Origin of the sequence: Scopulibacillus cellulosilyticus (assembly GCF_042665295.1) — a bacterium.
Classification (GTDB): domain Bacteria; phylum Bacillota; class Bacilli; order Bacillales; family Sporolactobacillaceae; genus Scopulibacillus_A; species Scopulibacillus_A cellulosilyticus.
This window is the reverse complement of record NZ_JBHTCO010000005.1, coordinates 153452-179378: the sequence shown is the minus strand read 5'-3', so window position 1 is coordinate 179378 and position 25927 is coordinate 153452. Positions and strand designations below refer to the sequence as shown.

23 protein-coding genes are annotated in these 25927 nt (G+C 38.5%); 9 read left to right on the top strand and 14 right to left on the bottom strand.

From position 1 onward, the window contains the following. Positions 1–259 precede the first annotated feature (259 nt). Positions 260–481 (bottom strand): DUF3892 domain-containing protein, encoded by a 222-nt coding sequence (locus ACFQRG_RS07440; RefSeq protein ID WP_380965229.1) that lies wholly within the window; start codon positions 479–481, stop codon positions 260–262. Between the two features lie 124 nt (positions 482–605). Here ACFQRG_RS07440 and ACFQRG_RS07435 point away from each other — a divergent pair, with 124 nt between their 5' ends. After that, positions 606–1415 carry a VOC family protein gene (locus ACFQRG_RS07435; RefSeq protein ID WP_380965228.1) on the top strand — a complete coding sequence of 270 codons (810 nt, stop codon included), beginning with the start codon at positions 606–608 and terminating at the stop codon, positions 1413–1415. Positions 1416–1794: 379 nt separating this feature from the next. Here the strand turns inward: ACFQRG_RS07435 and ACFQRG_RS07430 are convergent, their stop codons facing one another. The 3 genes from ACFQRG_RS07430 to ACFQRG_RS07420 all read right to left on the bottom strand — a co-directional run bounded on the left by ACFQRG_RS07430 (position 1795) and on the right by ACFQRG_RS07420 (position 3425). Continuing rightward, on the bottom strand, positions 1795–2514 hold the full coding sequence (locus ACFQRG_RS07430) for a pentapeptide repeat-containing protein (protein WP_380965227.1): 720 nt from the start codon (positions 2512–2514) through the stop codon (positions 1795–1797). A gap of 16 nt (positions 2515–2530) precedes the next feature. Beyond that, complete coding sequence (locus ACFQRG_RS07425; RefSeq protein ID WP_380965226.1) at positions 2531–2860, bottom strand: PadR family transcriptional regulator; 330 nt, start codon at positions 2858–2860, stop codon at positions 2531–2533. Positions 2861–3011: 151 nt separating this feature from the next. After that, positions 3012–3425 carry a CDGSH iron-sulfur domain-containing protein gene (locus ACFQRG_RS07420; protein WP_380965225.1) on the bottom strand — a complete coding sequence of 138 codons (414 nt, stop codon included), beginning with the start codon at positions 3423–3425 and terminating at the stop codon, positions 3012–3014. 94 nt (positions 3426–3519) lie between these two features. Here ACFQRG_RS07420 and ACFQRG_RS07415 point away from each other — a divergent pair, with 94 nt between their 5' ends. Continuing rightward, positions 3520–3669, top strand: a complete 150-nt coding sequence (locus ACFQRG_RS07415; RefSeq protein WP_380965224.1) for a hypothetical protein — start codon at positions 3520–3522, stop codon at positions 3667–3669. A 220-nt stretch (positions 3670–3889) separates the two neighbouring features. Further along, the gene (locus ACFQRG_RS07410; RefSeq protein WP_380965223.1) at positions 3890–5272 is read left to right on the top strand and encodes an FAD-binding oxidoreductase; all 1383 of its coding nucleotides are present in this window, start codon (positions 3890–3892) and stop codon (positions 5270–5272) included. A gap of 111 nt (positions 5273–5383) precedes the next feature. Here ACFQRG_RS07410 and odhB read toward each other — a convergent pair whose 3' ends face one another. The 5 genes from odhB to kapB all read right to left on the bottom strand — a co-directional run bounded on the left by odhB (position 5384) and on the right by kapB (position 11801). After that, positions 5384–6634, bottom strand: a complete 1251-nt coding sequence (odhB, locus tag ACFQRG_RS07405) for a 2-oxoglutarate dehydrogenase complex dihydrolipoyllysine-residue succinyltransferase (protein ID WP_380965222.1) — start codon at positions 6632–6634, stop codon at positions 5384–5386. A 38-nt stretch (positions 6635–6672) separates the two neighbouring features. Further along, entirely contained in the window at positions 6673–9513 is a 2841-nt protein-coding gene (locus ACFQRG_RS07400) for a 2-oxoglutarate dehydrogenase E1 component (protein ID WP_380965221.1), read from the bottom strand. Positions 9514–10092: 579 nt separating this feature from the next. Further along, positions 10093–10581, bottom strand: coding sequence for a dihydrofolate reductase (locus tag ACFQRG_RS07395; protein WP_380965220.1), 489 nt, complete (start codon positions 10579–10581; stop codon positions 10093–10095). Then, a complete protein-coding gene (locus ACFQRG_RS07390; protein ID WP_380965219.1) occupies positions 10578–11372 on the bottom strand; it encodes a thymidylate synthase in 795 nt (264 codons plus the stop codon). Before ACFQRG_RS07390 ends, ACFQRG_RS07395 begins: the two co-directional genes overlap by 4 nt. Before the next feature lie 54 nt (positions 11373–11426). Continuing rightward, a complete protein-coding gene (gene kapB, locus ACFQRG_RS07385; RefSeq protein ID WP_380965218.1) occupies positions 11427–11801 on the bottom strand; it encodes a kinase-associated lipoprotein KapB in 375 nt (124 codons plus the stop codon). 114 nt (positions 11802–11915) lie between these two features. Between kapB and hpaB the strand changes: the two genes are divergently transcribed. From hpaB to ACFQRG_RS07370, 3 genes are all read left to right on the top strand, one after another. Beyond that, positions 11916–13376, top strand: coding sequence for a 4-hydroxyphenylacetate 3-monooxygenase, oxygenase component (gene hpaB, locus ACFQRG_RS07380; protein WP_380965217.1), 1461 nt, complete (start codon positions 11916–11918; stop codon positions 13374–13376). Between the two features lie 155 nt (positions 13377–13531). Then, positions 13532–14503 carry an exocyst complex component Sec10 gene (locus tag ACFQRG_RS07375; RefSeq protein ID WP_380965216.1) on the top strand — a complete coding sequence of 324 codons (972 nt, stop codon included), beginning with the start codon at positions 13532–13534 and terminating at the stop codon, positions 14501–14503. A 26-nt stretch (positions 14504–14529) separates the two neighbouring features. Then, the gene (locus ACFQRG_RS07370; RefSeq protein WP_380965215.1) at positions 14530–15312 is read left to right on the top strand and encodes a protein-glutamine gamma-glutamyltransferase; all 783 of its coding nucleotides are present in this window, start codon (positions 14530–14532) and stop codon (positions 15310–15312) included. Between the two features lie 35 nt (positions 15313–15347). On the opposite strand, the gene ACFQRG_RS07365 is transcribed toward ACFQRG_RS07370, so the two are convergent. From ACFQRG_RS07365 to ACFQRG_RS07345, 5 genes are all read right to left on the bottom strand, one after another. Then, positions 15348–16517 carry an acyl-CoA dehydrogenase family protein gene (locus tag ACFQRG_RS07365; protein ID WP_380965214.1) on the bottom strand — a complete coding sequence of 390 codons (1170 nt, stop codon included), beginning with the start codon at positions 16515–16517 and terminating at the stop codon, positions 15348–15350. A gap of 119 nt (positions 16518–16636) precedes the next feature. After that, positions 16637–17563 carry an oxygen-dependent tRNA uridine(34) hydroxylase TrhO gene (gene trhO, locus ACFQRG_RS07360; protein WP_380965213.1) on the bottom strand — a complete coding sequence of 309 codons (927 nt, stop codon included), beginning with the start codon at positions 17561–17563 and terminating at the stop codon, positions 16637–16639. Positions 17564–17973: 410 nt separating this feature from the next. Further along, entirely contained in the window at positions 17974–18213 is a 240-nt protein-coding gene (locus ACFQRG_RS07355; RefSeq protein WP_380965212.1) for a DUF2164 domain-containing protein, read from the bottom strand. Between the two features lie 91 nt (positions 18214–18304). Continuing rightward, positions 18305–18739 (bottom strand): BrxA/BrxB family bacilliredoxin, encoded by a 435-nt coding sequence (locus ACFQRG_RS07350; RefSeq protein ID WP_380965211.1) that lies wholly within the window; start codon positions 18737–18739, stop codon positions 18305–18307. Between the two features lie 90 nt (positions 18740–18829). Then, positions 18830–20545, bottom strand: coding sequence for a formate--tetrahydrofolate ligase (locus ACFQRG_RS07345; RefSeq protein WP_380965210.1), 1716 nt, complete (start codon positions 20543–20545; stop codon positions 18830–18832). Positions 20546–20869: 324 nt separating this feature from the next. On the opposite strand from ACFQRG_RS07345, the gene ACFQRG_RS07340 reads away from it, so the two are divergent. The 3 genes from ACFQRG_RS07340 to ACFQRG_RS07330 are packed head-to-tail and all read left to right on the top strand — an operon-like array spanning position 20870 to position 25906. Continuing rightward, on the top strand, positions 20870–21283 hold the full coding sequence (locus ACFQRG_RS07340; protein ID WP_380965209.1) for a reverse transcriptase-like protein: 414 nt from the start codon (positions 20870–20872) through the stop codon (positions 21281–21283). After that, positions 21280–22188 (top strand): DMT family transporter, encoded by a 909-nt coding sequence (locus tag ACFQRG_RS07335; RefSeq protein ID WP_380965208.1) that lies wholly within the window; start codon positions 21280–21282, stop codon positions 22186–22188. The genes ACFQRG_RS07340 and ACFQRG_RS07335 overlap by 4 nt, the downstream gene beginning before the upstream one ends. A 34-nt stretch (positions 22189–22222) precedes the next feature. Further along, positions 22223–25906, top strand: coding sequence for a dynamin family protein (locus ACFQRG_RS07330; RefSeq protein WP_380965207.1), 3684 nt, complete (start codon positions 22223–22225; stop codon positions 25904–25906). The last annotated feature ends 21 nt before the right edge of the window (positions 25907–25927 follow it).

Sequence of the window (25927 nt, the reverse complement as noted above, 5' to 3'; positions counted from 1 at the left end):
TCAAAATAACAAAAAACGTGGCCAAGCTTACCCCTCCCTTTCTCTTTTATAAAATATATGTTAACTAAACCCATTAGTCAAGTAGGAATTCTTCGTTTTATAAGGTAAGATTCCCAATTGTGAGCCTGCTGCTTGAATAAACCTCATCGCAGCTTTGCGGCGAGGGTTGGAAATACTTCTTAAATCCACTGGAAAAGATATTATTTTATATATTCAATCAACGTAATTTCAGAAATTAAAAGAGCCAAAATAGGCTCTTTTAAAAAGTCGGCAGGTTATCAAGGTTATTTGATGGATCTCCATCAGCATTTGATCTTAAATGTTCATCGCCGTCTCTGCCCCGAAAGACATTAACGCCTTCTACTTCCCCGTTTTTAGCCATTTGCTGAGCTTGTTTATAATCAACAATTTGACCGGATGATGTTTTTAATTCAACAATATCCCCGTCACCATTTTTTCTGACAGCTACAAATTTCTCCATATTAAAATCACTCCTTCACCTTTATCATTGACAAAGTGTGTTAACAACTATACAAAAAAGGAGAACAGCTGTCATGTGAAGAATGAATTATGTAAAAATAAATTGTCTGGAAAGGAAGTTTCACATGGATTTTCGTTTTGACCACGTTGTTCATTTTACAAACAATCCTGAATCTGCTATCGATAAAATGAATGATTTGGGTTTTCATGCCTTATTAGGAGGTCAGCACCAGGATTGGGGAACATATAATGGACTATGCCATTTTGATTTAAGCTACATTGAGTATATTGGGGTTGAAGATATCAATAAAGCTGAATCTGTATTAGATAATTTTCTTATTAAACAGATCGTTGCTGAAAAAAATTCAGGTGAAGGCTTATCAAGAATCGCGCTTAGAACCAATAACATTGAGCAAGCCGGAGAATGGTTTCATAAAAAAGGATTATCTGTAAAAGGTCCGGTAAAGGGCAGTCGAAAAAGAGCAGATGGATCACTATTAGAATGGTCAATGTTATTTATAGAAGATCCTGAATCCGATCCATACCACTTACCTTTTATCATTGACTGGAAGCAAACAGATGAAGAAAGAAGAAATAGTTTAATTAATCAACATATTATTGACCGTCATTTGGCAGGAGATGCAAGGCTTTCCCATGTCGGTATAGCTGTCAAGGATATAGAGAAAAGCGTTTCTAAATGGAAGGAATGGTTTAATCTAAAAAATCATCAGATTATCTTCAACGAACAATTAAATGCCAAATACTGCAGACTGCATTTAAAAGGAACCAACCTTGTGCTTTGTTCGCCAACAGGTGATGGCATTCTAGCGGATACATTAAAAAACCGGGGTGAAAGACCCTTTCTCATAAAAATTTCCGGGGCGAATATAGAAAAGCAAATTGAATTGTCCGGCGGGCTCTATATACTAGATTAAAAATCAAAAAAGAATCTTGAGATCCGCTGGCAGCACCGGATCTCAGGATAAAATAGGTATTATTCGAAGGAAGGAGTTTCAGTTGATTGGCTTTTTGACCGATTCTTAATTTTAGAACCTATACATAGACCGGCAACCACAAACCCTATTTTACTTTCTTTAGAAGACGTCATTTCTTACCTCATTTCCTAAGTCATATTAACATCTTAAAATTAACTTTCAGAAAGGTTTATTATATATTCATTTATTTAATCCGGCTATATATTTAGTCACCCATCCCCATGCCTTTTAATGTAACTGCTGTGATGAAGACAGTTGCACAAACGATTGCGGTAGATACGACAATAGCAGTTGCTATACTCATGTAAATCCTCCTCCTTTAAAGTAATGTGACATTGCTAAGATCAGCCTTAGCTCCCTTTAAAAAGTTGTATGTTAATTTATCCATTTTTGCATCGTCAAAATCGATTTTTTTTGCATCTGACAAGCGGAATTGAACATTATTTAGTACGGCATGACGAAAAGATGCTTTCTTTAATGAAGAGTGTTCAAAAATCGTTTGATTAAATGTTTCCCCATCAAAAACAAGCCCCTCTAAATTGCAGCCTTTAAAATACGCACGGTCATATGTGCAGCCTTTAAATGTTGCCCCTTTTAAATTTGACATTTTAAAGAAAGTTTCTGTTAAATTAACTTCTTTAAATGTACAGTTATTCAAGTTACTGCTTTTAAATGTACTGTTCGTTAAATCGGAATAACTGAAATCAGATCCCTTTAAATCACTTGAATTGAATTTACCATCATGTACAGATACCGACCGGAAATCACAATCATGCAGACGTTGTTTGGAAAAATTCATACTTACTGCCTGTTCAAGCTCATTATGCTGAAGGTTAATAGATTCAATGAGTTCTGAAACTTCACCTATAGAATCAATGGTCAACTGATATGCCTCTTTATCACTGTATCCTTTTAGTTTATAGTCATTGTATTTTTCTCTTAAGTTTTGAGACAGTTCTTCTTCGAGTTCCTGTGCAGATTTTACATTTTGATACGGCGCAAAAATTCGCTCAACATGCGCTTTTAATTGTTCAATCATTTTATATTGCTCCTCCTTATAACAGGCGTTCAAGAATTTCTTTTGCCTGTTCCCAGTTTTTTTTATTTTGCTTATATGTGTCCACACCGATTGGCGTAATTGTATAATATTTCCGTCTGCCGCCCTGTGTGGCATCCCCCCAATAGGAGTTAATGCTCCCTTCTTTTTCAAGGCGCTTAAGACTGGAATACATCGTTGCTTCTTTTAATTCATATTGTCCTTCCGAACTTTCCAAAATGAGTTTACTAATTTCATACCCGTATTTATCCCCGTTTAAAAGGAGTTTTAAAATCATCGTATCCGCATGGCCGCGCAGCAGGTCAGAGGACAATTTTGATTGAACCATTCCCTCACCTCCTTATGTATATCGTAATGTAAATTACTATGACTGTCAGGGTATATCAGCAATCAAATTTCGTCTTTTTCCCAATAAAAAATACCCCCGATAACCCGCTTATTTTAGGCTATCAGAGGTATTTTAATGATATTTTTTATTATTAATGATATTTTTTATGAGTGCCGTCACAGAATGGTTTATTTTTTGACCGGCCGCATCTGCATAATGCTATCCTTTTGTTTTCTGTCAGCGGGTTGCCCTCTTCATCTAATAATTCAATATTCCCGTGAATAAAAAAAGGACCGTTTTTTACTGTTTTTATCGTTGTAATATCAGGAGCCGTTTCACCATCTGCACCATCCAAACGCTGATATTGAAGCGCACCTGTCGGACATTGCTCTATTGTTCGGCACACGGCCTCGATATCGGCATTCTCTAAATTTACCCATGGCTTGTTATCCGGATTAAAAACTTCATTTAAAAGACGAACGCATCTGCCAATATGGTTGCAGCGATTGGGGTAGAAAGAAACGACAATATCATCAGACTCATAATCATGCTTATCTTCAGACAAACTGCATCCCTCCGTTTCTCCACTTATCTTTACCAACCTTATGTATGAACATACCAAAGAGGCCTCTTATCGAGACCTCGAGGAACATGCGCTTATGAAAGGTGCAACAGCAAACGAGATTAAGGAAATCGGTAACCAAAAGAAGATCATTATTACAAGTAAAAAAAAGCGATTCCAACTAGATAAATTAGCGCGAAGCGGAAGTATTAACATCCATCCAATAGTGAAACCGACGGCAAGGTAGATGAAAATGGTGAGCCAATTCTCCATCATCATTACAATCAACTCCGTCAGCGTCTATGCGCTTTTTAATAAAATATGCGCAAGGTCTTTTTGTGTGAATAATTAATGAAGCGCTTCCTGTTTGAATAAATATAAAAACTTTAATAAATTCTTTTAAAATAAAAGGGTTTCAGCTTTTAAATATTTAATTAACTATATAGAACAACAAAGGGGGCTTTTTTATGTCCATAACACATGATGAATTGCTATTAGAATTAAAAAAATTAATTGATGAAAAACGCGTGACCAGAAACAAAACAATTCTTGAACATCATAGTCAAGACGAATCACACCATACACCAGTGCTTCCGGAGGTTGTCGTCTTTCCTGAATCCACGGAAGAAGTTTCAGCTATATTGCAATTTGCGAACAGTTACAGGATTCCCGTCGTTCCTTTTGGTGTTGGCTCAAGCCTTGAAGGACATGCTATTCCTATTAAGGGCGGAATATCCATTGATTTTCAATTAATGAATAAGGTTCTTGAAGTGAGACCTGAAGACTTTCTTGTCAGGGTTCAACCAGGTCTCACTCGTACTGAACTTAATCAAGCCTTAAAAAAATATGGCTTATTTTTTCCGGTTGATCCAGGAGCGGATGCTACAATCGGCGGGATGTCATCAACGAATGCCAGCGGGACTACAAGCGTCCGTTACGGCATTATGAGGAATCAAGTTCGTGACTTGGAAGTTGTCTTAGCCGATGGCAATGTTATACATACCGGCGGGCTATCAGCGAAATCATCATCAGGTTATCATTTAACGAGCCTGTTTGTTGGATCGGAAGGGACGCTTGGGGTTTTTACAGAAATTACTTTAAAAGTATACGGGATACCCGAGATGATTGTTGCCGGCCGGGCAACTTTTCTATCTGTTAAAGATGCGGTTAACGGGGCTGTCTCCCTTTTATCTGCCGGCATTTCCATTGCACGTGTTGAACTGGTCGATGAGGAATCAATTGAACAAGTCAATAAACATAGCGAGACTGATTACCCTATCCGTCCAACTTTATTTCTTGAATTTCATGGTAACGAGCAAGGGGTAAAACAAGATATCGGGTTCACAAAAGAATTGTTGGATGCTAACAGCTGTGAAGAGCTTATATTTGAAACGGACTCCTTAAAACGCTCAAAGCTTTGGGAAGCCCGTCACAATTTAGCGTATGCCTTTATCCACGGTTTTCCGGATAAAAAAATGATGATTACCGATGTTTGCCTTCCTGTCTCTAAATTATCTGAAGCAATCGTTTATAGCAGAAAAGTCATTGATGAAAGCGGTTTATACGGTTCAGCGCTTGGTCATGTGGGAGACGGCAACTTCCATACAAACTTAATGTATGATAAAAATGATCCTGAGGAAGTGGAAAAGGCAAATAATGTGAACAGGAAGATTGTGGAATATGCTTTGGAACGCGGCGGCACCTGTACTGGTGAGCATGGTATCGGTCTTGGAAAAATAAAATATTTAAAAAAGGAACATGCGGATACGATACCTTTGATGCAGATGATTAAAAATCAATTTGATCCAAACAATATTTTAAATCCTGGAAAAGTTTTGCCGGAATCGTAAAAGACTTGATTGGCAATTTTTTAAAATAACTCTCAGCATAAAGAAAAAGCGTTGGCTTTCACACCTTTCGTGAACCCAACGCTTTTTTTTAAAGAAGAGAGGCTATATTAATTAACCTTCAAGCAACAGTGATTCTGGATCTTCCAGCATTTCTTTTACTTTAACAAGGAATTGAACGGCTTCGGCGCCATCAACAATACGGTGGTCATAGGATAGCGCAATGTACATCATTGGACGGTTTTCCATTCTGTCACCAACAGTTACAGGGCGTGTTTTGATACTGTGCATACCCAAGATACCTACTTGTGGAGCGTTTAGTATCGGTGTTGACATCAGGGAACCAAATGTACCGCCGTTAGTGATTGTAAACGTACCGCCTTGGAGTTCTTTTAATCCAAGTTTGTTATTTCTTGCTTTTTCCGCTAAAGAGCCAATCTCTCTTTCAATTTCAGCAAATGAGAGACGATCTGCATCACGTACAACAGGAACAACAAGCCCTTCTTCTGCAGCTACTGCAATACCAATATCGTAATATTTTTTAACTAAGATTTCTTTATCTTGGATCTCAGCATTTAATAATGGGAATGCCTTTAATGCACCGACTACAGCTTTTGTAAAGAATGACATAAAACCAAGTTTAACATCATGTTTTTTAACAAATGCATCTTTACGGCGTTTTCTAAGATCCATAATCGCTGTCATATCAACTTCATTAAAAGTTGTCAGCATAGCTGCAGTATGTTGTACGTCAACAAGTCTGTTAGCAATTGTTTGACGGCGGCGCGACATTTTAATACGTTCAACAGGCTTTCCATCCGCTTCAGCGGCCGGTTGCGCAGCTTTTGGCTGAGGCGCAGGTTGAGCTGCTTTTTGAGCTTGGGCTTTCACATCTTCAACCCTTACTCTGCCTAATGGATCGCGATTTTCTACTTTGTTTAAATCAATACCAAGTTCCCTGGCTAATTTACGGGCTGCCGGCGAAGCAACTAAACGGTCGCCATTGGCTTTTTCTTCTGAAGCTTCAGGAGCTGCTGTTTGTTTTTCTGTTTTTTGTTCGGGAGCTTCTTGTTCCGGTTGTTGTTCAGGCGCTTTATTTTCTGAAGGAGCAGGCGCCGCCCCTTCTTCACCATTTTCATTTAAGACAGCAATGACTTCGCCGACTTCTACGGTGTCGCCGGGTTCTCTTTTAACTTCTTGAAGAATACCGCTGTCTTCAGCGCTGATTTGAATATTAACTTTATCTGTTTCAAGTTCAACAATATCGTCACCTTTGTTGACTTTTTGTCCTACATTTACTAACCACTCTGAAATAGTTCCTTCTGTAATAGATTCCGCAAGCTCCGGTACCTTAATTTCGATCACGGACGTTACCTCCTTAATCCGACACATATCATATTTTTTTATTTATTAATTTTTAAAGTTGTAGTGATAATCCTGTTTTGTTCTTTTTTATGAATATCCGGTTCACCAACAGCCGGACTGGAACGATCCGGACGGCCAATATAATCGACTGTTATTCCTGCAGGCGCGATACCCTTAAGTCTTGGTTCCACAAATGTCCAGGCCCCCATATTTTTAGGTTCTTCTTGCACCCAGACAATTTCTTTTAAGTTGGTAAAGCGTTCAATAAATTGCTTGATTTCTTCCTTAGGGAATGGATATAGCTGTTCAACACGAACAATATGCAACCAATCTTTATTCTCTAATCCGCTAACTTCTGAAGCCAGATCAATAGCAATTTTACCGCTGCATAAAACTAAACGTTCAACCTGTTCTTGTTTTTCACCAAGACCTTGTTGCTCAACGACTGCTTGGAAATGCCCTTCACTTAATTCTTTGCTGGATGATGCTGCTAAAGAATGACGAAGAAGACTTTTTGGTGTCATAATCACAAGCGGACGAACCTCATCTTTTTCAAGCAATGCAGCTTGACGGCGTAAAATATGGAAATATTGTGCCGCGCTTGATAAATTAGCAACAAACCAGTTATTTTCAGCAGATAATTGTAAAAACCGTTCCCAACGGCCGCTGGAGTGTTCAGGACCTTGCCCTTCATATCCATGAGGAAGCAGCATGACTAAACCTGATTTTTGACCCCATTTTGCACGTCCGGCAGCAATAAATTGGTCAAAAATAACCTGTCCGGCATTTGCGAAATCCCCAAATTGCGCTTCCCAAATTGTCAATGTTTCCGGTGCAATGACATTATATCCGTATTCAAAACCTAAAACTGACGCTTCAGACAGCGGACTGTTATGAATCGCAAAAGATTTATTAACACCAGGCAATTTATGCAATGGCGAGAACGTTTCTCCAGTCTTACTGTCATGAAGAACTAAATGACGATGAGCAAACGTTCCGCGCTGAGTATCCTGACCTGTAAATCTAATTGGATGACCTTCTTTTAAGATGGTTGCAAAAGCTAATTCTTCTGCCAATGCCCAGTCTACCTTACCATTTTCATCAAATGCATTTTCCCTGCGTTTTAAGATTCTCGCAAGCTTCGGATAGACTGTAAATCCCTCCGGCCATTCTAACAATTGCTGATTAATTTCACGTAAAGTGTCAAATGGAACAGCTGTATTCATTTCCGGAAGTTTACAGGCAATTTTTTGAGGTAATTCCTGCTCCTCTATTTCACCGGATTTATTATTTTTAATTTCATCATAAATTGATTGCAATTGTTCCAGAACATCATTTTCTAATTGTTTAACCTTATCGTCTGTTATCGTACCGGCAGACTTCAGTGTTTCAGCATACAATGTCCGAACGGTCGGGTGACGATTTATTTTTTCATAAAGCAGCGGTTGTGTAGCTGCAGGATCATCCATTTCATTGTGACCGAAGCGGCGATAGCCAATTAAATCGACAAGGAAGTCCTTATGGAATCGCTTACGATACTCATAGGCTAGGTTAATAGCATCAAGACAGGCTTCAGGGTCATCTGCATTAACGTGAACAATTGGGATTTCATAGCCCTTGGCAAGGTCACTTGCATATTTCGTAGACCTTGAATCACTGCTTTCTGTTGTAAACCCGATCATATTGTTAGCGATAATATGAATGGTACCGCCCGTTTGATAGCCCGGCAACTGGCTTAAATTTAAGGTTTCAGCAACAATGCCTTCACCCGGAAAAGCGGAATCGCCGTGAATTAAAATCGGTAAAGATTCGGCTGTATTTTGGCTTGGATAACCGGCTGTTTCACGATTATCTTGTGTTGCACGCGCATAGCCTTCAACAACAGGATTTACAAATTCTAAATGACTCGGGTTGTTTGCCAAAGTAACGTGGGCGCGGACTTCGTTATCTTCTATATCACGGTCAGCGCCTAAATGATATTTAACATCTCCAGTCCATCCATAGTTGATGCCTCTTGAACCCTCAGATGGAACAAGCTCTTTATTAGGAGAATGGTGGAATTCAGAAAGAATCATTTCATATGGTTTGCCTAATACATGAGCGAGAACATTTAAACGTCCGCGGTGCGCCATACCAATCATGACATTATGCGCCCCATCATGAATGCTTTCTTTGACAACACGGTTAAGCATCGGTACCAGCAAATCGACACCTTCAATTGAAAAACGCTTTTGACCGACAAATGTGCGATGAAGAAACTTTTCAAAGCCTTCTACTTCAGTCAATTCGTTTAACAATTCAATGCGTTCTTCGTCAGATAAGTTATGATGCAATGAACCGCTTTCAACCATATTATTTAACCATTCTCGTTCCTCAACATTATGAACATGGCTAAATTCATAAGCTAAGGATTTTGTATACATTCTTCTTAGCTCATTGATTGCTTCAAGACCATTTTGAAGATGGTCAGGTGCATTATGCCATACGACCTTAGCAGGAATAGCTCTCAAACTAACGTCAGTTAATTGATACTTTGCAGGATCAAGAATCGACAAATCAGCGTCTTTTTCTCTGCCTAAAGGATGTATTTGTGCTCCTAAATGACCGTATGTGCGAATTTTATCGGCTAATTTAACAGCCGCGATAACATTTGCCAAATTTCCAACTTGATCAAGGTTGTCTTTTGCATTTGTTGGTTCATTAACATTTTCATCAATGGTTTCAGGAGGCTGTCCCCATTGATCGAATAGATTTCTTAATTCAGGGTCTACAGAATCTGGATCTTTTTGATATTCTTCATATAATTCCTGAACATAGCCGAGGTTAGGACCAAAAAATCCTTGCCATGGCTGTTGGCTTAGTGTCTTATCAATAGCCATTTTTTTACGACACTCCTAACTGCGATTAATAGTGACATTACCTAACCTTTAGTTAATTGTTCAAAAACCTTAGGACATTTGTCCTCATTTTTGAACACTTTTCTTAATAACACTTTCAAAACCAATTTTTAGTTTGATAAATTGTCTTGACAATTTATCCCTTTTATTGGTGTCGAAAATCACCAATCCATGATATTGATGAATTCGCCTCCCTTTTCGCCAATCATGGTATCAATTATTCCATAGCATATTTTAGCAAACAAAGAATAGCGCTTCAAATTAGCATATTCTTTTTTTCATACACAAGTATAATCCTTGAGTTTCATTATTTAAAGGCTTTCATACTAGTTTTTTATAGTTTTTTTTTGTTTTTTTAAATAGCGCTTTAAAGTCGCGAATTTTCACCATTTAAACAGAAATTCGGTAAAATAATAAACATTTCGGTATAATGCTTTAAATTACTACAATTTATGTCCATTTAATAGCCTTTTTATAATTCATCATTTAACAAATAAATAATGTTTTACCATAATATTACTTGAATTATTTAAAAAGAGTGTGGTCCGGCCACACCCTTTTTTACTTGTTCTTTTTTTCATATACGAGAAAACGATGTTGATATTTATTTTTTTCATCGACTGTGCCTTGTTTTTCGGAAATAAGATGCCAATCCTCTTCATGAAAGCCTTTAAAATATGTGTCACCCTCAAATGTTTCTTCGATTAAGGTGATATACAGCCGGTCCGCATAGGGAAAGAAGGCTTCGAACAACTTTGCTCCGCCTATAACAAAGATTTCCCCGTCATGATCATATTGTCTTAAAAAGTCTTCCGGATTGTGAAACACAGTGATACCTTCATGGCGGTAAGATGTATCCCTCGTTATAACGACATTGTCACGGCCGGGAAGAGGTTTTCCAATCGACTCAAAAGTCTTTCTGCCCATCACAATGGTATGGCCCATTGTGATCTTTTTAAAATATTTCAAATCAGCCGGCAAATACCATGGTAAATCATTATTCTTACCAATCAGTTTTTTTTTATCCATTGCGAGAAGAAATGAAATCATACTGACACCTTGCCTTTGATATGAGGATGAGGGTCGTATCCTTCAATTGTAAAATCTTCAAACTTGAAATCAAATATTGAATACACATGACGGTTTATTTTTAACTGAGGCAGCTGTCTTGGCTCTCTTGTTAATTGTTCCTGCACTTGGTCAAGGTGATTTAAATAAATATGAGCATCGCCAATCGTATGAATAAAGTCGCCAGGTTCCAATCCGGTGACATGGGCAATCATATGTGTTAACAATGCATATGAAGCAATGTTGAACGGGACGCCCAGAAAAACGTCACCGCTTCGTTGGTAAAGCTGACAAGATAGCCGGCCGTCATTCACATAGAATTGAAAGAGGCAATGACAAGGAGGTAAAGCCATTTCTTCAATATCTGCCGGATTCCAGGCAGTCACAATCAAACGCCGGGAATCAGGATTGTGTTTAATCATTTCAACTACCCGGCTGATTTGGTCAATAGTCTCACCATTCTTACCTGGCCAAGAACGCCATTGATACCCATAAACCGGACCAAGTTCGCCATGCTCGTCCGCCCATTCGTTCCAAATTCTTACACCGTGTTCTTGCAAGTAACGAACATTCGTATCCCCTTTTAAAAACCAGAGCAATTCATAGATGATTGATTTAATATGCAACTTTTTTGTTGTTAACAAAGGAAATCCGTCTTGTAAGGGAAATCGCATTTGATAACCAAACCGGCTGATTGTCCCGGTTCCGGTACGGTCTTCTTTTTTTGACCCTTCTTTTAAAATTTCCCGACATAAATTTAAGTATTGTTCCAAAAAGGTTCACCTCTATCTTTTCATTCAACCTTATAGTATAAGACAAGCTTCACCTTATTTAAAGTAATCTTTTTCAAGATCCTTTAATTTTTCCTTGGCTTTATCGGCCCAAGGGTCATTTCGTTTGTTGAGTTGTTCGTAAGCTTTATCTAATGATTGTCTTAAAGACTCTTTGTATTCAGGAACTTCTTGATGATAAGCCTTTAAGGAATGGGTTTGAACCACCGCTTTTTCCCTGTAAGCAAGCGCTTTCCGTTGATGAAACAGCGGTACATCGACTTGATTGGGGTGATGCAAATCCCCTTGGGTCGGATGTCTAAGAACCGCTTGTATCTCAACAACAGCCCGTTTTTCATCACGTTCCTCAATAATTTTGGCAATATATTCCCCTGTTTTGTAACGGGTTGTAACAATATCATTTGGTTTCATTTCTATCTCTCCTTATTTAACAACTTTCAATCCGCTGAGTATTGTAAAATATAGTCACTCAGACACGCCTAACCTCTTACTATAAATATGAAAAGACAAAATGAGGTGACAGCCATGCCAGCGGTCAATGGACAACAATATATCGATCGGATTGATCAATTAAAGACAAATATTTGGCATGAAGGTAAAAAAATTACCGGAAAAATTTCTGAACACCCCGCATTTAAAGGGGTTATTCAAAGTCAGGCCAAGCTTTATGATCTCCAGCATCGCCCGGATCTTAAAGATTTAATGACTTGGAAGTCAGACACAACCGGTGAACGTATCGGTACATCTTATTTGCCTCCCAGAAACAGTGAAGATTTAGAAAAAAGACGATTATCCATCCAAGAATGGGCTAAACTATCCTGCGGCATGCTTGGGCGCTCACCCGATTATTTAAATACCGCTTTAATGACCTTTGGGACTTCGGCCAAAATGTTAGAAGTTCAAAGTAAGCAATGTGCACAAAACATGGAAAAATACTATGAATATGTAAGAGAAAATGATTTGGCTCTGACACACACCTTTATTCAGCCCCAAGTAAACCGGGGGAGCTTTTACATCGAAGATTCGTCGGAAATCATTGCTGCCAAAATGATCGATCAAAATGATGATGGTATTGTCATACATGGTGCCAGACTTCTCGCTACACAAGGCGGAACAACAGACGAAATCATTGTTTTTCCCTCAGGTGCACAACTGCCGCAAATCGATGGAACAGTGCCGTATGCTTATGCCTTTGCCATTCCGAATAATACACCTGGCCTTAAATTTATCACCAGGGAGTCATTTGATTACGGCAAATCAACTTTTGACCATCCGCTCGGCTCCCGTTTTGAAGAAATGGATACAATTGTCGTATTTGATCATGTCACAGTTCCTTGGGATCGGGTATTTATTCACGGCAACATTTTCGCTAATAACCGTCTATATAATGACAGCGGTTTTTTCCCTCACACAACCCATCAAATCGTTTGCAAAAGTATTGTTAAATCCGAATTTTTATTAGGGATTATGCAAAAGTTGATTGATGAAATTAATATTAGCGAATACCAGCATATTCATGAAAAAATTTCTGAGGTTATCGTTGGCATTGAGGCGTTAAAAGGGTTTATTTATTCATCCGAAAAACAAGCAAAAATGAATCAATGGGGCGTTTTCTCCCCCGATCCGGATCCATTGCTTGCCGCAACACAATTTTACCCTAAGATATACCCTCGATTCTCAGAAATTATCCAGCTTATTGGTGCAAGCGGTCTTGTATCGATTCCGACAGAGGCCGATTTTAAATCAGAACTCAAACCTGATCTTGATCTTTATTTGCAATCATCAATGTCTAAAGGAGAAGATAAGGTGAAGCTGTTCCGTCTTGCATGGGATGCATGCATGAGTGCTTTCGGGTCAAGGCAAATTCTATATGAACGTTTTTTCTTCGGAGATCCCGTCAGACTGGCAACAAACCTTTACAATAAGTATAATCGAAAACAATTCGTAGATCGAGTAAATGAATTTTTAAAGTCGGATTCACCATAATAAATGATTGGTACCGCCGTTTTAATAGAGCGGTCCTATTTTTTTGTCCCTTTTTAAGTTACTTTACCCTTAATTATTCTCTTATTTCACTTGACATGAATACTCTTTTTTCACATATATATTTATCGATGTTCTCAAATATTGGAGGGCTTGCAATGACAATCAGTTATGAAGATAAACGGAACGAACACCCGCTTAACCAATTGAGAAAACATGATACTGCCGAACTTATTAAAAAGTGGAAAAAGATGTTTAATGAGAATCAAAAAAAGGCAATTAGCCTTATTAACAAAGATGCTCTGGAATTCCCAACCCTTTTTACACTATCAAAACAAATTATTGAAAAAAAATGTAAGCATCAGCTTAACGATCGCAATAAAATGGCTCTATCGCACATTGAAAATGTTTTACATGGTGCAGACCTCGGTATTCATAAAGTTAAACACTTTACAGATCAGCACGATCTCATCATCACAACTTTTCGATGGATATTGGTGACTGGGGCCAAAGAATTTATTATACCGGGCTACCTGCAGATTATTGACAGCGCAGCCATACAAATGCTGATTTCTTACCAAGAAAATGTTTTGAAGGAAACGGTAGATTTAGTTTTCTATCGTTACCGCCACCAATCTCAGAACCACTATCTTATTTGGGCGATATTTGAATCCGCAAACCCTTTGTGCCTCATTTTTATTTCAAATTATTTAAACTCATCAAATCATATGGAAAGTTCGTTGGCAAGGAAACTTCTTAGCTTTATTCCAGGGTTATCAAGCGCAAAGACTAATCAGCAGGCGTTAATTATTTTTGAAGAATGGTTTGAAGAAAACAGCAAATATTTATTTTATACAGGGCAAACAAACGATATGAGTCCAAATCCTGTCCCGTTTAAACCATTGTTAAACGCTAAATACCTTGGTAAAGCCGTTTCATCGAAAACAGGGGAAACGATACAGCAGCTCTCCCCTTATGAGAAACAGCTAAACATCAATTTTAATAAGCTTTCTCATGAAATGCAGCAGCGCCTCTCTTCATACTCATTATATTTGCGCAGGCGTCATCGCCCCCAGTGGATGAGCTGGATAAAAAGTCCGGTGCAACAGCAAGTCGCATCGATAAACTAATTGTTAAATGAAAGGAGGATATTAATGTGATTACCATTCATCATCAACCCATTTCAAGCAGCCAATTGTCTTCATCGCAATTTCATGGTCAATATAGTGACAGCATTCTGCAACAGCTACATAATCATCCTGCTGTTTTTAATTATAGTTCATATGAAGAATTAAATTTTGAGGTTACGATGAGAAATTATATTGTTGTCGCAGCGCTAAATTTATATCAGAGCAAGGCAAGCTTTGCGACTTTTTATTATTCACGTTGCAACGAACGCTATTGGCGGTTAACAAATGAAGGCGGGTTTGAATTGAAATCAGGCGTCCGCCCAAGCCAAGCCATTAATGATATTTTCCAAAACGGTGACAAATACGCGTTTGAATGTGCAACAGCTATGGTCATTATTTTATATAAAGCATTTATTGATACAGTATCAGCTTCAGTCTTTGATCGCCTCTACCCGGATGTGTATTTATGGGATTGGAATAGGGATTCAAATTTCCCCATTATAACAGAAAATGTTGACGGCCATGGAATTATTGGCGATATCCGTTATTTTAAAAACCCTGATGTTAATCCGAGAACGCCGCAATGGCAAGGAGAAAATGCGATAGAATTACCTAACGGATATTATTACGGCCATGGCCTTGGCGTTTTAAGAGCCGAACAAATGATTGAGGAACTTAATGAAAATAGACGCGTCGGTGCAACGCGTTCAGCTTATTTGATGAATGATGCCAATCGGCCTTATTTTGCTTTTCTATTTAGGTACAGCAGGCAGAGATATATGGAAACGGAACCATCTTCTGCCGTTTAATATTGCGAAATAAAAGCTTCCAAATGGAAGCTTTTTCAATCATTGAAAACCCGTTTTCCCAATATCCCCAAGACTGCATCATCATTTGGCGGGTTATGAATACCGGCTCTGACATCCCGGTAATATCTTTCAAAAGGCTTAGACCGAAAAATACTCGTTCCCCCGACAATCCTCATTGCCAAATCAACAACCTTAACGGCTGCATTTGTTGCGGCGTATTTTACTGCTGATAACTCTGGACCAAGATAGGGACGCATCTCTTCATCTTCATCCCATTTCTCGGCAACACCATACATTAAATATCTGGCCTTCATTAATTCCAAGTCAATCTCACCAATTTTTTGCTGTACATGAGGAACTTCCTTAATAGGGTGAGGCAAACTATTCGGCTGATAGTTTTCGGCAAATGCGATAACATCACGTCTGGCGGCCAATGCGATACCAAGATAACATGCGGGAATATGAAGCAGCCAGCCAGGAGGCAATTTATCATTGGCATGACCCCCTCTAATGGTTTCAACATGTGCTTCAACCGGCACTTTAATATTCTTTAAAATAAGGTCATCGCTGCCGGTCGCGCGCATACTCATGGTATCCCAAGTTTCTTTAATTTGAATGCCTGAGCGATGTGTATCAATTAAAAAACCGCCGACTTGATCGCTGTCTTCAATCGAAGCCGATATGACAAAATAATCGGCAATGGGCGCAAGTGATGCAAAGCTCTTGTGACCATTAACTAACCAGCCATCCGCCTGCCTGACAGCGGTTGTATATGGTTTCCCGCCCCTGGTTGGACTTCCGGTTTTCGGTTCTGTTGCTGCCCTGTTTATCAGCTTTTTCCCGCTGACAACCTCTTCACACAGCTTTTGAAATATTGATTCATCCCATTCTCTGCGAATGCTTAAATCCATTAATATACCTAAATGCCAACCCATACCCAGAGTCGTTGCTGCATCGCCTTGACCAAGTGTTTCTTGAACAAGCACTAACTCATATAGCGATATTCCTCTTCCATTGTATTCTGTCGGTACTGTTAAAGCGGGGAAATCCGAAGCTTTTAATTCTTTGAAGTTTTCAAACGGGAATTCGCCGGTTTCATCATAATAAGCTGCACGTTCTCGAAATTTCTCAGCGTGTTGATACGCTAAATCATATAATTCTTTCTGCTGTTTTGTTTTAATAAAAAAATTTCCTTTATGTAACAACTTACTCCCCTCCAATACTGCCTTTACACAAATAATTAAGGTAAAAAACCTGCCATGTTATCTTTTAATGATAATATAAAAGGGAGACCATTGTCTCCCTTTAAGCTTAGAATGCAAAACTAGTTTTGCACAGCTAATTTCTTTTCTTTTTCATAACGATTTCGTGGATGTTCACGGCATTCTTTTGAACAAGAGCGTTTATATTTTTCTTCACATTCTTCGCAGCAAACATGCTGACGATTGCATTCAGGGTTAGCGCAATTAACTAACCGGTCTTCTGGTTTGCCGCAGTAATAGCATTTACTGATGACAACGTCTTCTTCGGTACGATTGATAGGAACGGAAATTCTTTCGTCAAAAACATAACATTTTCCATCATAGAGACGTCCTTGAACTTCCGGATCCTTCCCGTATTCAACAATACCGCCATGGAGCTGGTTAACATCTTTAAACCCTTGTTTCTTTAAATACCCGGAGAACTTTTCACAGCGGATACCGCCTGTACAATAAGTAAGGATCTTTTTATCTTTGTGTTCACTTAAATTCTCTTCAATCCACTTAGGCAAGTCACGAAATGCTTCAACATCCGGTAAAATAGCATTTCGGAAATGTCCAATCTGATGCTCATAATCATTACGCGCATCAATCACAATAACATCATCTCTTTGGAGATTTTCGTAGAATTCTTTTGGAGACAAATGATTGCCGGTTAACTCATTCGGATTGATATCGTCATCTAATTTAAGTGAAACGATCTCTTTGCGATGCCTTACAAAAATTTTCTTGAATGCATGTCCATCCGCTTCGTCAATTTTAAATTCAATATCACTAAAGCGCGGATCACTTCTCAAAGTATCCATATATATTTGAGTTTGTTCAACTGTTCCCGAAAGTGTGCCGTTAATTCCTTCCGAAGCAACAAGTATACGTCCTTTAACACCTAACTCTTTACAAAAAGCTAAATGTTCTTCTGTAAACGTTTCGGGATCCTCAATTGGAACATATTTGTAATATAGCAGAACGCGATAAGGTTTGTTCTCTGACATTAATAACACCACCTTTTCCTTATCTTCTTTTAAATATAAGTTCAAAAAGGAGGACAAAAAGAGCCGACACTGGCTAAAAACGTCACGTCCATGTGACAACGCCAGTACTAGCACGTCCTGTGCGTCGGAAGTTCAAGGAAGCGCCGCCTCCGAGCACCGGAACGTATGCCTTTAATACGTGAGGAGCGGAGGAGCACCGAGCAAAGCTTCTCGAACTGCTGCGAGCTGCGACGAGAAGTGGAAATACTCCCATGTGTAATCTTCGGCGCAGGAGCACTTAACCCACAGTATCGACAGCTATTTTTCCCGGACTTTTTGAACACCTTCTTTAACAGACAAATATTATCATACCAAATAATATTGACAAATGCACATAAAATATTATACATATCAGTGAAAAAAGGTCAATATCACCTTTTTTCCAAAATATATATTTCTTCTTCTAATGAGGCAAATTGTTGATCGATGACGTGTTTGGCATCTTTCAATGCAGTATTATAGACTAATGGAGCACATTCTTTTAAAAAGAAATCCAATAAATTTTCCGCACCGATTAATCCTAGTTCCTCATGACGTTCACTGAAAAAATACCCCTGTAATTTATTGATTAAAAGTTCTTTTTGGGACTGGGTTAAAGCAACTGTATTCATAAATGTTCCCCCTCAATAATTAAAACCAAGCATTCGCTTGGTTTTTTAGTAAGTGTTCAAAAAGGAGGGCCGGACTTTTTGGACAGCCTCTTTAAGAACAGTATTTATCGTAAGCACCCTTTAAATTATTCACAATCGTTTCTATATCTTCATCTTCTATATCTTCACGCGGAATAAAATGGACAACTTCATTACCTTTTAAAATAGCTACTGATGGAGACGACGGTTCATAACCTGTAAAATATTCACGCATTTTTGCCGTTGCTTCCCGGTCTTGACCGGCAAAAACGGTGACAAGATGATCAGGTTTCACATCATTATTTAAAGATTCAACAACGGCAGGGCGCGCCAGTCCCGCAGCACAGCCGCAAACCGAATTGACGACGACCACCGATGTCCCTGAAGCATTTTCCATAAAGTTATCAACTTCTTCAGGAGTTGTTAATTCCTTAAATCCAGCACCAGTTAACTCTTCCCTCATTGGCTTAGCGACTTGCCTCATATATTCCTCATAGGCCATTGACATTGATTAATCACTCCGTTTATAAGGTTTATCGTATACTTAAAATAACATGTCAAGATAACAAGAAGCAAGGCTGCCGATTGCTCCTCATATTTAGAATAATCCCGATACTAAACCATCATTATCAACATCCATATTAAGCGCAGCAGGCTTTTTAGGCAAGCCTGGCATCGTCATGACAGTTCCTGTTATAGCAACAATGAATCCGGCGCCTATCGAAGCTTTTAACTCACGCACATGGATTGTAAAATCTGAAGGCCGTCCGGTTTTCTTCGGATCATCGGACAATGAATACTGCGTTTTAGCCATACAGACCGGCAGATTTCCCCATCCTTGTTCTTTAAATTCCCTTAATTGTTTTAAGGCTTTAGAGGAAAATTCAACGCCGCTGCCGCCATAAACCTTTTTCACAATCGTTTGGATTTTTTCTTCAATCGTTGTATCCAGGTCGTAAATATGTTTAAAATCTTTTTTACCATTTTCTATAGCTTCGACAACTTCCTTTGCGAGCGCTTCACCACCGGCGCCGCCATCTGCCCACACTTTAGCAACTGCAACAGGGTGATCATTTTTATTACACCAATCTTGCACATACTGAACCTCAGCATCGGTGTCATGGACAAAATGATTAATGGCAACAACATAAGGGAGTCCAAAAGTTTTTATTGTCTCAATATGCTTTTCAACGTTAACCATACCGCGCTTTAGAGCCTCTAAATCTTCATTTTTCAGCTCATCTTTAGCTAAGCCGCCGTGCATTTTCAGAGCACGGACAGTCACCACAATGACAACAGCGCTAGGGTCGATACCGCCGGCTCGTGTTTTTATATCCAAAAATTTTTCCGCCCCGAGATCTGCACCAAATCCGGCTTCTGTAACTACATAATCTCCTAATTTACTAGCCATTTTCGTAGCAATGACACTGTTGCATCCATGTGCGATATTCGCAAACGGGCCGCCGTGGACAAAAGCCGGCGTATTTTCAAGCGTTTGCACTAGGTTGGGATGAATAGCATCCTTTAATAGTAAAGCTAGCGCCCCTTGAACACCTAAGTCGCTGACTGTAATCGGCTCCTTACTATGGTTATAAGCAATAACCATTTTGCTTAATCGACTTTTTAAATCATCAATATCCGTTGATAAACATAAAATAGCCATGATTTCTGATGCCACAGTGATATCAAAGCTGTCTTCACGAGGAACGCCATTTGCCGGCCCGCCAAGTCCAACGACAATATTTCTTAAAGCGCGGTCGTTCATATCAAGCACCCGCTTCCAAACGATGCGCCTTTGATCAATATCTAAAGCATTCCCCTGGTGAATATGGTTATCAATCATTGCTGAAAGCGCATTATTAGCTGTTGTTATCGCATGGATATCACCTGTAAAATGAAGGTTAATATCCTCCATTGGCACAACCTGTGAATAGCCGCCGCCTGCTGCGCCGCCTTTCATACCCATACTTGGTCCAAGAGAAGGTTCGCGCAATGCGATAACAGTCTTCTTTCCAATGCGGTTAAGTGCTTGACCTAATCCGACGGTCACTGTTGATTTTCCCTCACCGGCAGGCGTTGGATTAATCGAAGTGACCAAAACAACCTTGCCGTCCGGATTATTTTGTAAGCGCTTTAATGTATGAGCAGAAACTTTTGCCTTATATCTTCCATAAGGTTCCCAATCATCTTCAGTTAAGCCGAGTTGATCTGCTATCTCTTGAATAGGCTTAAGGGTTGCTTCTTGAGCGATTTCAATATCTGATTTTACACGTTGTTCAATCAATGGTTTCCAACCTCCTAAAAAGCTCTCCATTATAAAGTAAAACTATCTCTAACAAGGTTTATATTAACATAAGTTATCAAAAAAAATAATTAAACGGTTTTCGCCCATTCATTTTTTATAGTATTTCTTAAATTATCCTTTTAAGGCTGCAGCTAATATAGTGAAACTTTCATCAGCGGGGTTTTATTCACCTGATGGTTAGTGAAGCTGCTGCCTGAATAAGCTTCCTGTGCTTTGCACCGGGATAATGTATTGGACAGTTTTCTTTATAATTCATTTAAAATTGCTTTTTTCATTGGCATCGTTATTGTATCCTTATTATAGGATAATTTTAAGCAAAAAGGAGGGTCATGATTGATCGAAGTTTATTTTGATGGTGCAAGTGCTGGAAACCCCGGCCATTCAGGAGCCGGTATTTACATCAACCAGGGAAACGGCATTGAAGAGAAACACGCAATACCTCTTGGTATCATGACAAATCATGAAGCTGAATTCCAAGCCTTTCTCTATGCACTTAAATTTTGTATTGATAAAGACTATTTAACTGTGTCATTTCGTACAGACTCTCAATTGGTTGACCGGGCTGTACAAAAATCTTATGTTAAAAACAAAGCATTTTCCGATTATTTAAATCAAGCGTTGGATTTAATTAGCGGCTTTCAGTTATTTTTCTTAAAGTGGATCCCCTCTAAGCAAAATAAAAACGCTGATGAATTGGCAAAAAAAGCCATACGATTATCCAAAGACAGTGAGTTAAAGAAAACATGAAAAAGTCTTTTGCCGCTGATGGCGGATTGCTGTTTGTCGCATTTATTTGGGGATCGACTTTTATTGTGGTACAAAACGCCATTTCAACTTTAGTTCCGTTAGCCTATAATGCCTGGCGTTTTTTATTTGGAGCAATTTTTTTAATTCTATGGGTTGTCATCTTTAAAAAAGATGCTAAATTTTCAATACCTTTGGTTTTATCAGGTGCCTTATTAGGTGTCTTTTTATTTGTAGGCTATACTTTCCAAACCGTTGGATTGCTTTATACAACTTCTTCAAAAGCGGCTTTTATTACCGGTTTAAGCGTGATACTCGTTCCGCTGTTTTCATATTTTATACTTAAAATTAAGCCGGCAGCTTCTGTTGCCAGCGGTGCTTGCTTGGCTGCGATCGGGTTGTATTTACTGACAATGACGGGACCTTTAAAATTAAATGCCGGAGATGGTCTTGTTTTTATTTGCGCAGCAGCATTTGGACTTCATATTATTTTTACAGCTAAAGTAACCAATCAGTATTCAACGCTGTTATTAACAATCGTTCAATTACTGACTGTTTCAATACTCAGTTTTATATCAGGCACTTTTATTAATGGACCGGAGAAAATATTTAATTTTCATGCGTTAGGCCGTCCCGACGTTCTTTTTTCTTGTCTGTTTACTGCTTTTTTTGCAACATCTATGGCGTTTTTACTGCAGACAGCCTTGCAAAAATTCACAACGCCATCCCATGTCGGCTTGATTTTTATTATGGAGCCGGTATTTGCTGCTATTACTTCCGCTGTTTGGGAACATGAATATATGAGCTACACTGGCGCAATCGGCTGTCTTTTAATATTATTAGGTATGGGACTTAGTGAATGGCGGCCTAAAAAACATAAAAAATCTCATAAAACGTCATCCTATTGAGAAAACAATACTATAAAGTAAGGTGGAACCAGCCGTGCAACTTCTAAAAGAAAATTCATTAATTCAATCGAAGCTTGCCCTTTTATACGCTCAAGCAAAAACAAATGGAGACGGGATAAATGCGGGCAAGTTTCTCGATTTATATAAAAAAGCTGAAAAAAACAGGTTCTCTATCAGTTTTTGCGGTCATTTTTCAGCCGGAAAATCGAGTCTGTTAAATTATATTATTGAAGAAAGCATTCTTCCCGCAAGCCCAATTCCAACAAGCGGCAACCTTGTCAGATTAATGAGCGGTGAACCTTCAGTTAACATTTATACTGCCGATGGAGGGGTTATTAAATTCTCTTATCCTTATGACATGGATGAGATTCAAGACTACTGCAGAGACAGTGAAAAAGTAAAAAAAATTGACATCCAGGTCGGCAATCACCTTCCGGAAACGGTCGAATTATACGATACACCGGGCGTTGATTCAACGGTTGAAGCGCACCAGGAATCCACCGAAAGCGCACTGCACCTCGCTGATGTCGTTATTTTTGTCAGCGATTACAACCATGTTCAATCAACCGTTAATTTTCAGTTTCTCGAGCAAATAAAGAAAATCGGTAAGCCTTTTTATTTGGTCGTCAGTCAAATTGATAAGCACCGTGATGAAGAGCTGCCTTTCAGCCGATTTCAAGAACGTGTTGAGGATGCCCTGTCCGACTGGGATCTTTCCCCTGCCGGCATTTATTATATTTCTCTTTTTGATAAGACAAATCCCAACAATCAAATAGAACCATTTTTAACAAAAATCAATGACCTTCTGAACGGGGACAGAGAAGCGAGCAAAGAAAGTCTATATGCCACATTGGATTATCTTGTTCAAGAGCATCAAAATTATTTAAAAGATACATTGGATGAACAACTCGATGAATTGGCAATTGATGAAATGCCAACGAAGTCGGTACTCGAGAATATTAAAGAAGAGAAACAAGAAGCGGAAAAAAGGTATAAAGCCTTTACTGACCGGGAAGCAGAATGGATTGAATCAACAAAGCAATCTCTATCAAAGGCAATAAATTCAGCGATTCTAATGCCGTATGAAACAAGAGAAAAGGCAAAAGATTATATAGAATCCTGCCAGAAAGATTTCAAAGCCGGTTTGTTTAACAGCCAGAAAAAGCGTGTTAAGATACAAAACGAACGGCTTGAAGCTCTTTATGAAAATTTCGCTAAAAACGTACAAACAATGGAATGGGCAGCCAGAGATGTATTTATAAAAGCTTGTAAAAGCATCCCCCGCTTTGATGAATCGGAGTTCGGAGAGATCTATCAATTATCTATTGATCTAACAAAAGATGTATTAACCGATCCTGTTAGAAACGGTGCCAATACATCCGGCCAATTTATTTTACATTATGCGGATGATGTCTCTGATCAAGCCAAAAAGGCAATGAAAAGAATAGCCTTTCAGAAATTAGATAGTATTTCTGTGAAAGTGCATAGAAATTTTCAAGATGAAGCACAAGAAGCTAAAAGCAACCTTGAGCAAATGGTTGATAAATACGGGCGAATGCTTGCAGCATATCGTGAACAGGAGAATTTCAAAGAAAAAACAATTGAAATTAGCAATGTTTTAAGAGGAACATCCTTCAACGAAAAGCTTGTGAGCCAAGCACGTGAAATGATGGCACGTGAATTTCAAAATATACATTTTAAGACTGCTGATCAGCCCGTTAAAGAAACTTCTATCAAACTAAAAAAAGAAACGGATCAAATAAATATTGTTAAAAATAAGGATGATAATCAAGACAATGTTAACTTTTTTGATACTGATGCCTACCGGAAGCGGTGGTCAACATTATTGCATGATGCATCCGCTGCCTTAGCCTCTTTGGACAGTTTTAAAAGGACCGTTTCACAGTTAAAGGAACGCGCCGGCAGAATTGAGAAAAATGCCTTTACAATTGCTTTATTTGGGGCTTTTAGTGCGGGTAAAACATCATTTGCAAACGCCCTTTTAGGAGAAGATGTCCTGCCGGTTTCCCCAAACCCGACAACAGCAGTCATTAATAAGATTAAACCGGCGACAATTGAGCATCCGCATCGCACCGTTGAGGTCAACATTAAGACGGAGCCGATGTTAATTGATGATATTAATTATTCGTTATCCGCCTTTGGGAAAAAAATAGAACGGCTGGAAGAGCTTAACGAACAAATAACAAATATTAAAAGCCACGGCTTAAAACCAAAAGAAAAACTTCATTACACCTTCTTAAAAGCTGTTATAAATGGTGAAAAACATTTTAACAAGCAGCTTGGAGAAACGTTATTTTTAGATCTCTCTGAAGCTCATGAAGTCATTGCCAACGAAGAAAAATCATGCTATATCGAATCGGTTTCAATTTATTATGATTGTCCATTTACCCGGCAAGGTGTGGTTCTTGTCGATACGCCGGGAGCTGATTCAATCAATGCCAGACATACAAATGTTGCTTTTCAATATATTAGAAATGCCGATGCCATACTGTTTGTCACCTATTACAATCACGCCTTTTCACGGGCTGATAAGGAATTTCTCATTCAACTTGGCCGCGTAAAGGATAATTTTGATTTGGATAAAATGTTCTTTATTGTAAATGCCATTGATTTAGCACAGTCTGAACAGGAAAAAACAACGGTTATTAAATATGTTAATGATCATTTAACGGCCTTTGGCATTCGAAATCCAAGGCTTTACGGTATATCAAGCAAGATGGCATTATCCAGTCAAAAAACAGACAATAGAGACCAAGCATTATATATACAATCAGGTATGGAACAATTTATGAAGGATTGGTCAGTCTTCTCTGTTAATGAGCTCCTTAATCATACGATTCAAATCGGTGTTTATGACATCCAAAAGGCGAAAAACGACATCGAGAAGATTATTGAGAACATACAACTTGATGACTCGGCAAAAGAAGATAAGAAAAAGCAGCTGCGGCAATCATTTGCAAATGCCAAACAAGCTATTGAGTCAAGGTCTTTTGATGGACCGGTATCCCTTTTAAAACAAAATATTGATGAATGGTTCTTCTATGTTAAAAAACGCGTCTTGCAACGCTATCTTGATGAATTTAATGTCTTTTTTAACCCGGCATCATTTACTGATAACGGCAAATCTCCTAAAACAGTATTAACTGAAGGATTAAATGAATGTATTAATTTTCTTTCTTATGACATCGACCAAGAGCTCCGGGCTACCTTTGTAAGAATTGAAACATTGATTAAAAAGCAGCTTAAAGCTTTTATCAGTGATATTAATCATTCTGTTTCTGAATACGGGACTTTATTTGAAAAAAATATTAACATTGATCCGGAATTAGAAACACCGGAAATTACCGAACATCTAAATCAATGCGATCAGGAACCTCTGCAAAGTGTCTTTAAGTTTTTTAAAAACCGAAAACATTTCTTTGAAAAAACCGGAAAGGAACAAATGAAGGAAAATCTTCAGCAGCAGCTGGAAGAACCGATAAATAATTTGTTAAAAACTAATCAAGCTGAGACATCGTTATATTATCTTGATTTATTTAACGATTTATTAACGAATATAAAAAATGAATGTCTTGAAGAATGGGAAGAAACGGTCTCATACCAATGTCAAATGATCGATAACCGTGATATCGAACCTGATAAATTCATTTCAGTTGATGAAAAGTTACAAAAAGTTCTTCAGCAAGCACAAATATAATGAAAGCCTTCGCACTTGCGA